The 15,200-nt window shown below is 63.2% G+C and carries 12 protein-coding genes; 6 read left to right on the top strand and 6 right to left on the bottom strand.

Annotation, left to right across the window (positions count from 1 at the left end):
* Positions 1-139: 139 nt before the first annotated feature.
* Positions 140-937: a L,D-transpeptidase gene (locus EQW76_RS10550; RefSeq protein WP_142824304.1), complete on the bottom strand. Its 798-nt coding sequence runs from the start codon at positions 935-937 to the stop codon at positions 140-142.
* A 248-nt stretch (positions 938-1,185) separates the two neighbouring features.
* Here EQW76_RS10550 and EQW76_RS10545 point away from each other — a divergent pair, with 248 nt between their 5' ends.
* Positions 1,186-2,556 carry a methylmalonyl-CoA mutase family protein gene (locus EQW76_RS10545; RefSeq protein ID WP_142824303.1) on the top strand — a complete coding sequence of 457 codons (1,371 nt, stop codon included), beginning with the start codon at positions 1,186-1,188 and terminating at the stop codon, positions 2,554-2,556.
* A gap of 646 nt (positions 2,557-3,202) precedes the next feature.
* The gene (gene scpA, locus EQW76_RS10535) at positions 3,203-5,338 is read left to right on the top strand and encodes a methylmalonyl-CoA mutase (RefSeq protein ID WP_142824302.1); all 2,136 of its coding nucleotides are present in this window, start codon (positions 3,203-3,205) and stop codon (positions 5,336-5,338) included.
* A 469-nt stretch (positions 5,339-5,807) separates the two neighbouring features.
* On the opposite strand, the gene EQW76_RS10530 is transcribed toward scpA, so the two are convergent.
* The 3 genes from EQW76_RS10530 to EQW76_RS10515 form a co-directional block, all read right to left on the bottom strand.
* On the bottom strand, positions 5,808-6,830 hold the full coding sequence (locus EQW76_RS10530) for an alpha/beta fold hydrolase (RefSeq protein WP_244616948.1): 1,023 nt from the start codon (positions 6,828-6,830) through the stop codon (positions 5,808-5,810).
* Positions 6,831-6,917: 87 nt separating this feature from the next.
* Complete coding sequence (locus tag EQW76_RS10525; RefSeq protein ID WP_142824301.1) at positions 6,918-8,555, bottom strand: cisplatin damage response ATP-dependent DNA ligase; 1,638 nt, start codon at positions 8,553-8,555, stop codon at positions 6,918-6,920.
* Between the two features lie 403 nt (positions 8,556-8,958).
* Positions 8,959-9,972 carry a ligase-associated DNA damage response exonuclease gene (locus tag EQW76_RS10515; RefSeq protein ID WP_142824300.1) on the bottom strand — a complete coding sequence of 338 codons (1,014 nt, stop codon included), beginning with the start codon at positions 9,970-9,972 and terminating at the stop codon, positions 8,959-8,961.
* Positions 9,973-10,218: 246 nt separating this feature from the next.
* On the opposite strand from EQW76_RS10515, the gene EQW76_RS10510 reads away from it, so the two are divergent.
* The 3 genes from EQW76_RS10510 to EQW76_RS10500 all read left to right on the top strand — a co-directional run bounded on the left by EQW76_RS10510 (position 10,219) and on the right by EQW76_RS10500 (position 13,207).
* Positions 10,219-11,004 (top strand): carbon-nitrogen hydrolase family protein, encoded by a 786-nt coding sequence (locus EQW76_RS10510; protein WP_142824299.1) that lies wholly within the window; start codon positions 10,219-10,221, stop codon positions 11,002-11,004.
* A gap of 84 nt (positions 11,005-11,088) precedes the next feature.
* Entirely contained in the window at positions 11,089-12,444 is a 1,356-nt protein-coding gene (locus EQW76_RS10505; RefSeq protein ID WP_142824298.1) for a TIGR03808 family TAT-translocated repetitive protein, read from the top strand.
* A 103-nt stretch (positions 12,445-12,547) separates the two neighbouring features.
* Positions 12,548-13,207: a glutathione S-transferase family protein gene (locus tag EQW76_RS10500; RefSeq protein WP_142824297.1), complete on the top strand. Its 660-nt coding sequence runs from the start codon at positions 12,548-12,550 to the stop codon at positions 13,205-13,207.
* Positions 13,208-13,210: 3 nt separating this feature from the next.
* Here EQW76_RS10500 and EQW76_RS10495 read toward each other — a convergent pair whose 3' ends face one another.
* A complete protein-coding gene (locus EQW76_RS10495; protein WP_142824296.1) occupies positions 13,211-13,831 on the bottom strand; it encodes a glutathione S-transferase family protein in 621 nt (206 codons plus the stop codon).
* A 111-nt stretch (positions 13,832-13,942) separates the two neighbouring features.
* On the bottom strand, positions 13,943-14,299 hold the full coding sequence (locus EQW76_RS10490) for a DUF4406 domain-containing protein (protein WP_142824295.1): 357 nt from the start codon (positions 14,297-14,299) through the stop codon (positions 13,943-13,945).
* Between the two features lie 117 nt (positions 14,300-14,416).
* Here EQW76_RS10490 and EQW76_RS10485 point away from each other — a divergent pair, with 117 nt between their 5' ends.
* A complete protein-coding gene (locus EQW76_RS10485; protein ID WP_142824294.1) occupies positions 14,417-15,172 on the top strand; it encodes a DeoR/GlpR family DNA-binding transcription regulator in 756 nt (251 codons plus the stop codon).
* The last annotated feature ends 28 nt before the right edge of the window (positions 15,173-15,200 follow it).

The raw sequence follows: 15,200 nt of genomic DNA, 5'->3' as shown, positions 1-15,200 counted from the left end.
GTCGGGCGGACAAAAACGACAAGTGCCGAATCAGTTTCGCCGATTGAAGACCATTCAAGCTTAACAAGCCTTTAAAGCGCCTGATCTTCCGCCGCTATCGCGCTTATGCAACAGCTCCTAAAATAGTAGACTGAGACGCCTACATCACGACAATTTGCGTATGGGCCGGCACGCGATTGTAGAGATCGATGACATCCTGGTTGAGCATGCGCACGCAGCCCGACGATGTCGGCTTGCCGATCGACTGCCAGTCCGGCGTCCCGTGGACACGGTACAGCGTGTCCTTGCCGTTGTTGTAGATATAAAGCGCCCGGGCACCCAGCGGGTTGGTCGGCCCCGGGTTCATGCCGCCGCGCTCGGCCGAGATCGGTCGCATGTCCGGCTCGCGCGCCACCATTTCCGCCGGCGGCGTCCAGCGGGGCCACTTCTGCTTCCACTGCACCACGCCCCGCCCGGCCCAGGCATAGCCTTCGCGACCGAGCCCTACGCCGTAGCGCATCGCCTTGCCGTTGCCCTCGACCAGATAGAGAAAGTAGTTCCGGGTATCGACGACGATGGTGCCCGGCCGCTCGGTCGACTGATAGCTGACCTCCTGGCGCAGGAAGCGCGGATCGATCCGGGAATAGGGTATGGCCGGAAGCGTGAAATCGTCTTCGTGCTGCTGGGCATACATTGCCTGGTGCACCGGATTGGAAACCGGCAGGCCATAGGTCTGGTGAAACTGAGTCTGGTAGATATTGCGCACCTGGGGCACCGGCTGCACCGGCAGGCGCTTGACCTTCTCGGGATCGATGCCTTCCGGCCGGTAGAAGACCGGCGCGGTTTCCTGGGCAAAGCGATCCGGATCGGTGGCGCCGGTGTCGGGAATGATGCTGCAACTTGCCAGCGCGAGGCAGGAGACAGTCGAAGCCAGCAACAGCAAACGGGAAAGGAGCATAGGACCAGCCATCATCGAGAACGCGCAAAAGGAGCAATCCAAAGCACCCTGCCAGCCACGGCTGGCGCGAGGCTGGTGTCGGGTGCAGAAGTAGGCAGTAGGCAGTAGGCAGTAGGCAGTAGGCAGTGAGGCAGTGAGGCAGGCTTGTCATCCAAATTGTGCTGGGTGGCGCAGTTATTTTGAGAAACCATCCAATGTGTTGTTTTCGACGCCGCCTCGCTCCTTTAGAACGACCTGAGGAGGATCGTATGACGCTGAACATTCTCGACCCGCAGGCTTTTGCCGCCACAGACCGCGAGGCTTGGCTGGCGCTGGTTGGCAAGGCGCTGAAGGGCGCTGATTTCGACCGCACGCTGGTGTCTGCGACCGACGACGGTATCGCCATCCAGCCGCTCTACGAAAGACGTGTGGCTGCAACACCGCTCGCGCGTCGCCAGCCATCGGCGGCCTGGGCGATCTCCCAGCGGATCGACGATCCCGATGCAACACGCGCCTTGTCGCAACTGGCCGACGATCTGGCCAACGGCGCCACGGCTGTCAGCATGGTGTTTGACGACAGCGCCCAGGGTTTTGGTACGGGGATCGGTGCCGGCGAGGAGGCCCTTGTCGCATCGCTCTTTGCCGCCACCGCAGGCTATCCCGTTTCGGTGCGGCTGGAACAGGGCGGCCAGTCGGTTTCCGTCGTCGACGACCTCATGCAGTCCGGCGCGTACCTGCCGCAGACAGTGCATTTCGGCATCGACCCCTTCACCCCGGCGGCCTTTGGCGGACGGCCTGTCGAGACGGCCGACCTCGGCACCCGCTTCCGGCAGCGGCAAGGGCTGGCACGCGGCGGCACCATCCTGAACGCTGACGGGCGGATCATCCATAATGCCGGCGGCACCGAGGCGGAGGAACTGGCCGTCATGGCAGCGGCAATCGCTGCCTATCTGCGCCTCCTGGAGGCCGAGCGCATTGAGCCGGAAGCGGTGCTCGGCGCCATCAGTCTCAACCTCTGCGCCGACCAGGACCAGTTTCTTACCATGGCCAAGGTGCGCGCCGCGCGGCTGCTCTTTGCCCGCATCGCAGAAGCCTGCGGTGTCGATCCAGCGATACGGCCGCATGTTTTCACTGAAACCAGCTACCGCATGCTGACGCTACGCGATCCCGAGACCAATATTCTGCGCAACACCATCGCGGTATTTGCCGCCGGCACGGGCGGCGCCGACGAGATTGCCGTCCTCCCCCACACCCTCGCCCACGGCATTCCCGACCCGCTGGCGCGACGCCTGGCGCGCAACACGCAGCTTATATTGACCGCCGAAAGCCACCTCGACCACGTCTCCGACCCATCCGCAGGCTCCGGCGGCCTCGAGGCGTTGACCGATGCACTTGCGGCAAAAGCCTGGGCGCTGTTCGGCGATATCGAACGCGCAGGCGGCTTGCAGACCGCCATCGCCAATGGCAGCCTGGCATCGATGGTGGCGCAATCCCGACAGAAGCGTCCGTCTGGACTGATTGTAGGGACGACACTGTTTGCTGCGGAAAAGGAGCGGCTCGTCACGGTGCTGGGACCTCGGACCACAGTTGCCACTGTCGGCGTGCGGCTGGTGCGACGGGACGAGGAGACGGTATTATGATGGTCGAACAGGGTGCCGCTGGTCGGAACTTGATGGCTCGAAGCCAACGGCCGCAAGAGGATATCGATGTCCAAACAGTCGACGACAGTACCGATCCCTCCCTCATTCCTGTGCTCGTCACAGGAATCCAGCACGCCCAAGTCCTTGGGCGGAAAAGACTCTTGCGCTCGTGGCACCGGCCCCCTCAAGGCGCAGACGCGCCTTGGCTGGATTCCTGTGACGAGCGCAGGAATGAGGGAGGATGGGGTGATGCTCGGGAAAAGGGAGTGGCCCCGGGGCGCAGGTTATCGATAGGTGGCCAAGAAGGCCGAGTGACATCTGCCTTACGACCATGCGGCCTGACAGCCCCCTCCTGGAAACAGGACCATCTTGCGACACAGAGCGCATCCCCCTCCCTCATTCCTGTGCTCGTCACAGGAATCCAGCACGCCCAAGTCCTTAGGCGGAAAAGACTCTTGCGCTTGTGGCACCGGCCCCCTCAAGGCGCAGACGCGCCTTGGCTGGATTCCTGTAACGAGCACAGGAATGAGGGCGAATGGGGCGGTGCCTTTCGAAAATCGATGAGCCGGTGGCTGTGGTCTTTGGGCTTGTTGATGAAGGGGCGTGGCGGGGCACTCGTGCCGGTCATGGGCTTGGGAGATATCGTATGAGCCGCATTCCTGATTTTTCAGTCCTGCCCTGGGTTCGCCCTAACCTTCCGACGGTCGCCGAAGCCGGTGATGCCTGGGAGACGCCTGAGGGGATTGACGTCAACCGTCGCTATGGCGAGGCGGAACTGACCAATGTCCCGTTTCTCGAGACCTATCCGGGGGCAGCGCCCTTCATCCGGGGCCCCTACCCGACGATGTATGTCCAGCAGCCATGGACGATCCGCCAATATGCCGGTTTCTCGACGGCCGAGGCGTCGAACGCATTTTACCGGCGCAATCTGGCGGCCGGACAGAAGGGGCTTTCGGTGGCCTTCGACCTTGCCACCCATCGCGGCTATGACAGCGACCATCCGCGCGTCGCCGGCGATGTCGGCATGGCCGGCGTGGCGATCGATTCGATCCTCGACATGCAGCAGCTGTTCGACGGCATTCCGCTTGGCGAGATGAGCGTTTCGATGACGATGAACGGTGCGGTGCTGCCGATCATGGCGCTCTACATCGTTGCCGCCGAGGAACAGGGCGCGTCCGAGGACAAGTTGTCCGGCACCATCCAGAACGACATTCTCAAGGAGTTCATGGTCCGCAACACCTATATCTATCCGCCGCAGCCCTCGATGCGGATCGTCTCGGACATCTTCAGCTATACCAGCCGAAGGATGCCGAAATTCAACTCCATTTCGATTTCCGGCTACCACATGCAGGAAGCCGGTGCGACGGCTGACCTTGAACTTGCCTACACGATTGCCGACGGCATCGACTATGCGCGGGCCGGCGTTGCTGCCGGGCTCGATATCGACAAGTTTGCCCCGCGCCTGTCGTTCTTCTGGGCCGTCGGGATGAACTTCTTCATGGAGGTGGCAAAGCTCAGGGCCGCGCGACTGCTCTGGGCGGCACTGATGCAGAAGAATTTTGCGCCGAAGGATCCGAAGTCGCTGGCGCTACGCACCCATTGCCAGACCTCCGGCTGGTCCCTGACGGCGCAGGACCCGATGAACAACATCGTCAGAACCATGGTCGAGGCGATGGCGGCGACGCAGGGGCATACCCAGTCGCTGCACACCAACGCCTTCGACGAGGCGCTGGCGCTGCCAACTGATCATTCCGCCCGCATTGCCCGCAACACGCAGATCCTTCTGCAGACGGAATCCGGCACCAGCCGCATCATCGATCCCTGGGGCGGCTCGGCCTATGTGGAACGGCTGACCCACGATCTCGCTGCCCGGGCGCTAAGCCATATCGAGGAGGTCGAGGCGCTCGGCGGCATGGCGAAAGCCATCGAAACCGGTATTCCCAAGCTGCGCATCGAGGAAGCCGCAGCCCGGACGCAGGCGCGTATCGACAGCGGCCGGCAGGTGGTTGTCGGGCTCAATGTCTCCCGCCTCGCCGAGGAGCGCGACGTAGATGTGCTGACGATCGACAACTCCGAGGTGCGCGCCCGGCAATTGTCGAAGCTGCAGCAGTTGAAGGGTTTGCGCGATACCGCCGCCACGGAGCAGGCGCTGGATGCGCTGACGCTGGCGGCCCGCAATGGAGAGGGCAACCTGCTCGATCTCGCGGTCAAGGCGGCGCGCGCAAGGGCTACCGTCGGCGAGATCTCGCTGGCGATGGAAAAGGCATTCGGCCGGCATGTGGCCGAAGTGCAGACGATCTCCGGCGTCTACCGCAGCCAGGTCGGCGACAACGATCCTGTGTTCAACGCCGCCGTTGCCGCCGTCGAGGGGTTCCGGAGAGCACGGGGTGCGGCGCCGCGCATTCTGGTTGCCAAGATGGGCCAGGACGGCCACGACCGGGGCCAGAAGGTCATCGCTTCGGCCTTTGCCGATATCGGCTTCGACGTCGTCGTCGGCACGATGTTCCAGACGCCGGAGGAAGTGGCCGATCTTGCGGTGCGCGAAGGCGTCGATATCGTCGGCGCGTCTTCGCTGGCCGCCGGTCACCTGACGCTGGTGCCGGAGTTGAAAAGCGCCCTCACCCGCAGGGGTGGCGCCAGCATCCTGATCGCGGTCGGCGGCGTCATTCCGGCTCAAGATTTCGCCACCCTCCGGGCCGCCGGCGCCGACGCGATCTTCCCGCCCGGCACCGTCATCGCCGAGGCGGCGCAGTCACTGATCGAACGGATGATGCCAGCGTGACGACGGCCACGGGAAGGGCGCCATATTCTATCCTGTGTTGAGATTTACCAGGTCGGTTGCATCGGCAATGATGGGGTGGCAATGTCTATGCCTCTGATAAAGCAGAGATAGAGCAAACCATCACGCAAAAGGCACAACCTTGAAACCTTCACCGATAGCATCAATCTTTTCGGCACTGATTTTTCTGAGTGCATGCTCAACCACGTCCCCGTCAAACCAGGCATCGACCTCGGATGCCTGTGGTGCATCCCGATATCAAAAGTTCGTAGGCGGTCCATCCTCTGCGACAGTGGGGCTCAAAATACCCGGAGACTCCCGCCACTACGGCAGCCAGGAACGTGTCGCCACAGATACGCCCACGCGTCTCAATTTTGTCCACAGCGGCACAGCATTCGAGAGTGTCACCAACCCGAAATCGACCGTGATACGGGTGTTCTGCGGATAACGCCGCCCATTTTTGCGCGACAGGCTAGGCCGCAATACCCTTGAAGAACTGGATACTGCGTTCGATTTCGGCCGGCAGAGCAGAAAAGTGGCCGCCCGGGATGACGTCGACGTCCATGTTGACATGCGCCTCGCGGGCCCGTTTCGACAGGATGCCGACGCGGGTGACGAAGTGCACCTCTTCCGAGCCGTGCATCACCTTCATCGGGCACTTGAAGCTGTGAGCATAGCAGACAGGCGAGCGCATCTGGAATTCGCGCGGGTCCTTGTCGTCGAAGCGGATATCCTGCGGGTACCTGTTGAAGAAGGCGAAAGAGTCCGGATTTCCCGAGATCGGCGCGGCGGCGCGAAAACGCCGCGTCGACATCGCCGTCAGCATGGCCAGCGTGCCGCCGATGCTGTGGCCGGCGAGGAACATGCGATGCGGATCGACGCCCGGCATGTGGCGCAGCCGGTCCGAGGCGGCCAGCACGTCGTCTACCTCGTCGTAGAAGCCGGAGAAGTTACCCTTCTGGCCATTTTCGCCGCGCATGCTGGGGATCATCACCACATAGCCGGCATCTATGTATGGCTTCATCAGCTGCCAGTGGCCCTGGCCGATCGCATTGCCGCCATGCAGGAAGAGGACTGCCGGGCGCGGCGTACGGGTGCGCTCGAAGCGCGACACCCAGGCGACAAGCTCGAGCTCTCCGCCATAGCCGCTGCGGTAGAAGATATGGTTTGCACCTTCGGGAGCGACGAGCGCTTCGTATTTATCCGGCGCCGGTCCCTTGACGAGCAGGTTGGTGCGGAACTTGCGGCGCTCCCGCTGATAATCGCCGCTCATCTGCGCCGGTGCGGTGTTGGAAACATCCGATGCCTTTGCAGCCGGGGCCGGCTGCGCAGCGGCCGCCGGCGCCGGTGGTGTCGTCGAAGCAGCAGGCGGCGTGGTGGCGCGGGAGGCAACGGAGGCTGCACGGGCGGAGATCGGAAGGAGCACGCTTGCGGCAAGGCCGGTCAGAACAGCACGGCGGCGGTGGGAGAACTCAGGTACATCAGTCAAAGTCAAAGCTCCGTCGTGGTTCCCCGCCAGACCAAGTCTGCACGGGTTGAAAGTCGGCGCCAACTCACTTTGTGGTGAGGATTCGCATTGACGCTAATATTCGGCGGGAGAGGTCTTGGCGTCAATCATTGCCACCAGTGTTTCCAGCCGATCGGCCTCGAAAGGCGGTTTATCCTGCCGCAAACGGGCGATCCGCGGGAAGCGCATGGCCACGCCGGACTTGTGCCGGCTCGAGCGGTTGATGCCCTCGAAGGCGACCTCGACCACGAAGCCGAATTCACGCTCCGCCCTCACCGACCGTACCGGACCGAAGCGCTCGACCGTGTTGTTGCGCACGAACTTGTCGAGCACCTCCAGCTCGGCATCCGTGAAGCCGAAATAGGCCTTGCCGACCGGCACGAGCTGCTCTCCCTCCGGTGTCGTCGACCAGACGCCGAAGGTGAAATCGGAATAGTAGCTCGAGCGCTTGCCGTGGCCGCGCTGGGCATACATCAGCACCGCGTCGATGTTGAACGGATTTCGCTTCCACTTGAACCACGGCCCCTTGGCGCGGCCAGCTGTGTAGGGGCTGTCGCGGCGCTTGATCATCACCCCTTCGATGACAGGATCGGGGGGGGCTGCGCGGAGCCTGTCGAGCTCGTCCCAGTCGGTGAAATCGACGAGTGCCGAGAGATCGAAACGGTCGTGCGGCGCGTGCTCGATGATCTCGGCCAGGCGGTTGCGACGCTCGATGAAACCCCGGGCGCGGACATCCTCGTCGCCGTCGAACAACAGGTCGTAAGTGCGGATGAACGCCGGGTAGTCGGCGAGCATCTGGGCGTTCACCGTCTTGCGGTTCAGCCGCTGCTGGAGGTCGGAGAACGTACGGGTCGGGTTGTTCGAGCGCGCGGTGCCGCCGATCAGCAGTTCGCCGTCGATGACGCCCTCGAAGGTGATGGCGTCCACCACGTCCGGGAAGGCGCCGGAGATATCGTCGCCCGAGCGCGAGTAGACCTTCGACGTCGAGCCCGAGCGCGACAGCTGGACGCGGATGCCGTCCCATTTCCATTCGGCGGCAAAGTCCTTCGGGTCGAGGCCGTCGAGATTGCCGGGCTCGACCGGGTTTGCCAGCATGACGGAGTGGAAGATCGCCGGCGTTGCCAGCAGCGGCCGGTCGCCCTTGCCCTCGAGCCACTGGAAAAGCGTCACATAGGGTGGCTCCAACCCGTGCCACAGCGTCTCGATCTCGGTGACGTCCTTGCCCGACAATTCAGCCAGCGCCTGCTTGGCAAGCCGCGCCGACACACCGATGCGCATGGCGCCAGTGGCAAGCTTCAGGAAGGCGAAGCGACCGGAGGGATCGAGCCTGTCGAGCATGTCGCGCACGAACCCACGCACCTCGGTGCGGCCGAGCGCATTCATCTCGTCGATGACCTGGCCGAGACCTGGCTTATCTGTCGGCGCCCGCTCGATATCGGCGTCATTGTCCCAGACCAGCGAGATTGTCTCGGCGAGATCGCCGACGTAGTCGTAGGAATAGCGGAACAGCACCGCATCCATCCGCTCCAGCACCAGCTCGCGCAGCATCGCCGGCTTGACGTTGCGCACATCGAGCGTGCCGGCAATGGCCGCCAAGCCATAGCCGCGGTCAGGATCCGGCGTGTCGCGGAAGTAATCGGTCAGCAGCTTCAGCTTGCCGTTCCGGCTCGGCGTCAGAACCAGGCGATCGAGGAGATCGGCGAAGGCTTTCATGAGTATGCACCCTCCCCTTCATGGGGAGGGTCGGCGCGTAGCGACGGGGTGGGGTGACTGCCACAAGCTCCGACCTTGCCGCAGATCACCCCCACCCGCGGCTTTGCCGCGACCTCCCCCATCGAGGGGGAGGTAAAGAAACGCAGCGCTTCCACCAATCCCGCCTCAATCGCTCCCCCGGCCTCAGTCCCCTCCTTCCCCTCATTCCTGTGCTCGTCACAGGAATCCAGTGCAGCGCGTCGGCGCTGCGTGAGACTGTCGCAGTGAGGCAAAGGTCCTCTCACCGTGCAGACGCACGGTGGCTGGATTCCTGTGACGAGCACAGGAAAGAGGGAGATGGGAGCTTCTGCACGTGTCCCAAACAACGCTGCCTGGGAAGCTGCAGCCGGTAGACGATGATGCATCAATCCCCCTCGTCCTCATATCCAACCAGATGCAACGGCTTGGCTTTGATGCCCTGCAGCTCGCACCAGCGGACGAGGGCTTCCTCGCGGCCGTGCGTCACCCAGACTTCCTGGGGCTGCAGCTCGGAAATGGTTTCCAGCAGTTCCGGCCAGTCGCAATGGTCGGAGATGACAAGCGGCAGCTCGACGCCGCGCTGCTTGGCGCGTTGGCGGACCATCATCCAGCCGGAGGCGAAGGCGGAGACGGGGTCGTGGAAGCGTCGCGCCCAGCGGTCGGCGAACGCCGAGGGCGGGCCGACGACGATGGCGCCGTGGAATGTCGTCTGGTCGGCGCGGCTTTCGATGGTTGCCGGCCGGAGCTCGCCGAGCGCGATGCCCTGGCTCTCGTAGTAATCGCACAGCCGCGTCAGCGCGCCGTGGATATAGATCGGCTCGTCATAGCCGCAATCGCGCAACAAACGGATGACCCGTTGCGCCTTGCCGAGCGCGTAGGCACCGACCATGTGGGTACGGTCGGGGAACTGCTTCAGCGAAGCAAGCAGCCGACGCGTTTCGGCCATCGGGTCCGGATGGTGGAAGACCGGCAGCGCAAAGGTCGCCTCGGTAATGAAGACGTCGCAGGGCACGGAGACATAGGCGGCGCAGGTGGGGTCCGGGCGACGCTTGTAGTCACCGGATACGACGATGCGCAGGCCGTCTTTCTCGATGGCGATCTGCGCCGAGCCGAGCACATGGCCGGCGGCATGAAAGCTGACGGTGACGCCGTTGACGACGATCTCCTCGCCAAAGCCCGCCGCCTGCTCGCTGCCGGCAAAGCCCTCGCCGTAGCGAATACGCATGATATCGAGCGTCTGGCGTGTGGCAAGCACATGGCCATGGCCGGGCCGCGCATGGTCCGAGTGCCCATGGGTGATCAACGCCCTGTCGACCGGACGCACCGGGTCGACATAGAACCCGCCAACCGGGCAAAAAAGCCCTTCCGGGGCGGGGTAAAGCAATGCATCTGGCCTCATGGAGGACAAGATAGCGACAGTTTGCCGGACGGCCAGAGGCGGCTGCGCTTTCGCGCAAATTTAGATGGGTCAACGGCGGATCTCGATGGCTGCGCTGTCGCAACGGCCGGCATGTGCTGGGGCGGTTTCTGCTTGTCGATGGGGCGCAAAACGGTGATACCTTCGGTGCTTGCGAGGGCGCATCGACAGACTGCTGTCTTGAACAACACGGCCATGTGCGATTGCGATGCAGACAAGGAGGATGTCTTGGCAACCCATTCGATGCGCGTCGGGCTGGCGCAAATCATGCCGGATGCGGACGTTGGTAGCGCGATTGCCTCGGCAGCCAAGGCAGCCGCCGATGTCTTGGTGTTTCCGGAAATGTTTTCCAACGGTTACAGCCGCTATGATGGCGCGGATGCGGGCTCCAGAGCGTCCTGGATCGATGGAGCAGTGGTAACGGATGGGGAATACGTGAAGCGGTTTCGCGACGCAGCGCGCAAGCATGGTATTGCCGTCGTGGCAACCTTTCTCGAACGGGCCGAACCCAGGCCCTTCAACGCTGCAGTTCTGATCGACAGTGACGGCGAAATCGTGCTGCAGCAGAGAAAGCGACACATCTGCCATTTCGACATACCGGAAGATGCCTGCGCACCGGGCGACCGCTCCAGTGTCGTTCGCCTTTCGACCCGGAACGGCGATGTTGCCGTTGGCATCATGATCTGCATGGACCGCGAGTTTCCCGACGTGGCGTCCGACCTCGTCCGCTTGGGCGCCGAGGTCATTTTCGTGCCCAACAGCAGTCCTCTTGTCGATGACCCCGAGGTGGGCGATGTCCGCGTGGCAGGCATCCGCGCCATGGCGTTCCAATCGGTTGTTGGTGTCGCCGTGGCCAACTATCCGGCACCGAAGAACGACGGCCGGTCTCTTGCCGTCGATCCCCTAGGACGGATTGTTTGCATGGCAGGAGAGCAAAGCGAGATCGCCTTTGCGGACTTCGATCTGGAAATGATCAGGGCGACGCAGGAAAAAGAGTGGTTCCGGCGTGTGTGATAGACCGGGATTGCGTCTCGTCCGATTTTATCGGCATCATGAAGGGAGCATAAGGCGAACTCCCTTGCATTCGAGGAGCCGAGCATGATTTCCCGACGTGAGTTGATGCTTGGCGCTTGTGCGGCGGCGGCGAGTGCGGCAGCGGTTTCGCGGGCGCTGGCGGGGCCGGCGGGGAATGTGGCTGCCTCGGATATGCGCGGTGCCATCGATGGCGTGGCGTTTCGCAAGCGGGTGTCGGCGGATGGGCTGCAATCGATGATCGATGCGGCAGCTCGGAACAAGGGGCCGGTGATGCTGCCGGCAGGCAACTACACGGCCTCGAACCTCACCCTCCCCGATAATACGCGGCTGATCGGCGTCCCCGGGGCGACGCGCATCGTCTATGGCGGCGGCGGCTTTCTGATGAAGGCGGCCGATGCCGGGCGGATCGAGATCTCCGGCGTCGTCATCGACGGGGGGAACCTCGGGCTGGCCGTGGATGCCGGCGGGCTGCTGCGGTTCGATGGCGTTGGCGATTTGCTGCTGAGCAGTTGCGAGATTACCGGCAGCGCCGGGAATGGGCTGCATCTGGAGCGCTGCGGGGGCAGGATCGAGCGCAACCGTATTTCGGGCGCGGCACACGCCGGCGTCTATGCGGTCCAGTCGAACGCCCTGACCATCACCGGCAACCGTGTCGAGGATTGCGGCAATGGCGGCATTCTGGTGCATCGCTGGCAGAAGGGCGAGGATGGCAGCGTCATCTCCGGCAACCGCATCGCCCGCATCGGCGCCCGCGACGGCGGCACGGGGGAGAACGGCAACGGCATCAACGTCTATCAGGCCGGCAATGTCATGGTGACCGACAACCACATCGCCGACTGCGCCTTTACAGCGGTGCGAGCCAACTCCGCTTCGGACGTGCAGATCAGCGACAACCAGTGCCTGCGCTCCGGCGAGACGGCGATTTTCTGCGAATTCGAATTCGAGGGCGCTGTCGTGTCGGGCAACCTGATCGACGGCGCCGCCAATGGCATCGCCATTGCCAATTTCGACAAGGGCGGCCGGCTCGCCAGTGTGACCGGCAACGTGGTGCGCAACCTGTCGCTGTCGGCGCCCTATGCACAAGACGGCGGTTTCGGTATCGGCATCTCGGCTGAGGCAGACACGCTGATTTCGGGCAACGTCATCGAAAACGCGCCGCTCTGGGGCTTCAAGCTCGGCTGGGGGCCTTATATGCGCAACCTCGTCGCCTCTGGCAACATCGTCCGTAATGCGCCTGTCGGGTGCGCGGTGTCGGTCGCCGACGGGGCGGGATCGGCGGTGATTTCGAACAACCTGTTCGAGGCCGCTAGCCAGGGGGCAATCGTCGCCTTCCTCTGGGACAAGCCTGCATCGGCCGACCTCGTGACCGGCAGCACGGCCTATCCGCACCTGACCATCCTCGGCAACCGCTTGGCGTAGCGCGACCGATCAAAAGCTTTCATCGCTGCATCAACGCCAGCTGCTTCCGTTCGCCTGCGCTGCCAGATAGGTTTGTAGGCATAAGCAAATAGAGGGAACCTTCATGCTGACGATTTATGGCGTCTATCGCTCGCGCGCATCGCGCAACTACTGGATGGCAAACGAACTGGGGATTTCGTTCAAATCCATACCCGTCATGCAGGCCCACCGTCTGGACGAGCCTCTGGCGCCGGGCGCGCCGATCAACACCATGTCGCCGGAGTTCCTCGCCATCAACCCGATGGGGCTGATCCCGAGCATTACCGACGGCGACTTCGTCATGCACGAGTCGCTCGCCATCAACCTCTACCTTGCGCGCAAGCATGGTGGGCCGCTCGCTGGCCAGACGGCGGAAGAGGACGGCCTGCTGTCGATGTGGACGATCTTCGCCGCGACGGAACTGGAGCCGCACAGCATCCGCCTTGTCCAGACCTACGACCGTGGGGAACAGGGCACCGATGCCGGCAAGGCCACGATCGCGGTGGCCTGCCGCCTCCTGAAGCGGCCACTGGACGTGCTGGAGAAGCATCTCTCGGCGAACGGCCATTTTGTCGGCGATCGCTTCACGGTCGCCGACCTCAACGTTGCCGAAGTGCTTCGCTATGCCCAGAGCGAAGCTGCATTGTTCGATGCGCGTCCGGCGCTCGATGCCTGGATCAAGCGCTGCCAGTCGCGCCCCGCCTACCTTGCCATGCAGGCGACGCGCGGGCAGGAAAAAGGCTGAGGCTCAGCCCTTTTCGATGGCGAGCGCCTGCTGCACGGCCGCCCGGTCGCGCATGCGCTCGCCATGCGCCTTGACCTTGGGAAACCGGTCCATATCGACGCCGTCACCGGGCAGCCAGTTGGCGACGGTAAAGAGATAGCCGTCGGCCACGGAATAGTTGGCGCCGAGCACCCAGGGACCAGCCAGCAACTGGTCCTCGATCAGCACAAAGCTCTCGGTCATTGTCTGCGATACCTTGGCCTTCATCGTCTCGATGGCGGCTGCATCGTCCGACCAACGACTGCCCCGGCGCCCGTGAGAGTGGTTCACGTGGACTGTCGAGGACAGGTAGTTGTTGAACGCCTGCATGACGGCAAATGCGAAGGAGTCGTCGAGCGGCGCCAGTCGCACGTTGCGCGAGACCTGAGAGATATAGGCGAGGATCGCCGGCGTCTCCGTTATGACGCCACGCTCGGTCACCAGCGTGGGCACCCTGCCCTTCGGATTGAGTTTCAGATACTCCGGCGTCTTCTGATCGCCCTTGGAAAGATCGATGCGGCGCGGCTCGTAGGCGATGCCGGATTCCTCCATGGCGATGAGGCTCGCAAGTGCACAACTTCCTGGCGAATAATACAAAACTGTCATGATGATTCCTCTCCCTTGGGGGAGCAGAATAAGCGCGTTTCTCACCGAAGTGAAAGGCCATGCGTCGGAAAATCGGAGGATAAGAGGGCGATAGATCGCCCCCTGCCGACTTCAGGCGCAGCCCGGAACATCCTCGAGGCGGTTCCACACGGGAATGCCCCGTTCCCTGGCGATGCGCACATCGTTGTCGGCGCCCTTGGATGCGCCCTCCAGGCGGAGCACGCCGTCGCAAAGCGCCAGAAGCCGGCCGGCAACAGGATGGAAAATGGCCTCGTAAAGGTCGTCGCCCACGGTTTTTCCACCGGCGGCATTCCAGACGGGCAAGGCAACCCACTCGCCGATCATCGGCACATGGCCGGCCTCGAACAAGCGGTGCGACGGCGCTTCCAGCCGCTTCAGGTTTTCCGCCATTTTCACCGGGTCGTCGTTCGTGCCGGAGCGATAAGGGCCGGCAATCAATATCAACATGGTCTGTCTCCCGTCGCCTGATGCGACAATTTGCACGAATATCGATAATATTGCTGGAATGTCGAGTCATATTTCGTATTATGCGTAATATCGTTTAACTTCGTGCAGGAAACCGGCATGCTGACGAACCAACGCAAATCGACGATCCAGGCGGCCTTGCGCAGCGACGGACAGGTGATTGCCAAGCAGATGGCGGAAATGCTCGGCGTGTCGGAAGACACCATCCGGCGCGATCTGCGCGAGATGGCAGCCGAGGGGCTGCTGCTCAGGGTGCACGGCGGGGCGATGCCGCTGTCGCCGGACTTGCCGGACCTGTCTGCCCGCCGCAGCCTGTCGTCCGGGGAAAAGCAGCGGCTCGGCGCCTATGCCGCCGGCATGATCCGCCCTGGCCAGACGGTGTTCCTCGATGGCGGCACGACGAACGCCGAAATTGCCCGGCAGCTGCCACGGGGCTTTGCCTTCACCGTGATAACGCACAGCCCGACGATTGCCGGCGAACTGGAGCATCATCCGACGGCCGAGGTCATCCTGATCGGCGGCCGGATCTACAAACATTCGATGGTTTCAACCGGAGCGAGTGCGATGGCAACGATTTCACTGGTGCGGCCGGATATCTTTTTTCTCGGGGTTACCGCCGTCCACCCCGCTCATGGATTTTCGACGGGCGACTTCGAGGAGGCGGCCATCAAGCGGCATATCTCGGCATGTTCCGCCGAGACGTTCGTGCTGGCCACTCCTGACAAGCTCGACGCATCGTCGCCGTGTCATATCCTGCCGCTGGCATCCGTGGCCGGCATGGTCCTGCCCGGCCCGCTGCCGGAGGCCGATCTCCAGCCCTATCGCGATGCCGGGCTAGGGATCCAACTGGCGTGAGCGCCTGCCTCGGCGAATTTTCCGGGGT

It is taken from the genome of Rhizobium sp. rho-13.1, assembly GCF_007000305.1.
GTDB classification, from domain to species: Bacteria; Pseudomonadota; Alphaproteobacteria; order Rhizobiales; family Rhizobiaceae; genus Rhizobium; species Rhizobium rhododendri.
The sequence above is the reverse complement of the archived record's forward strand: the minus strand, read 5'-3'. Positions and strand labels throughout refer to the sequence as shown.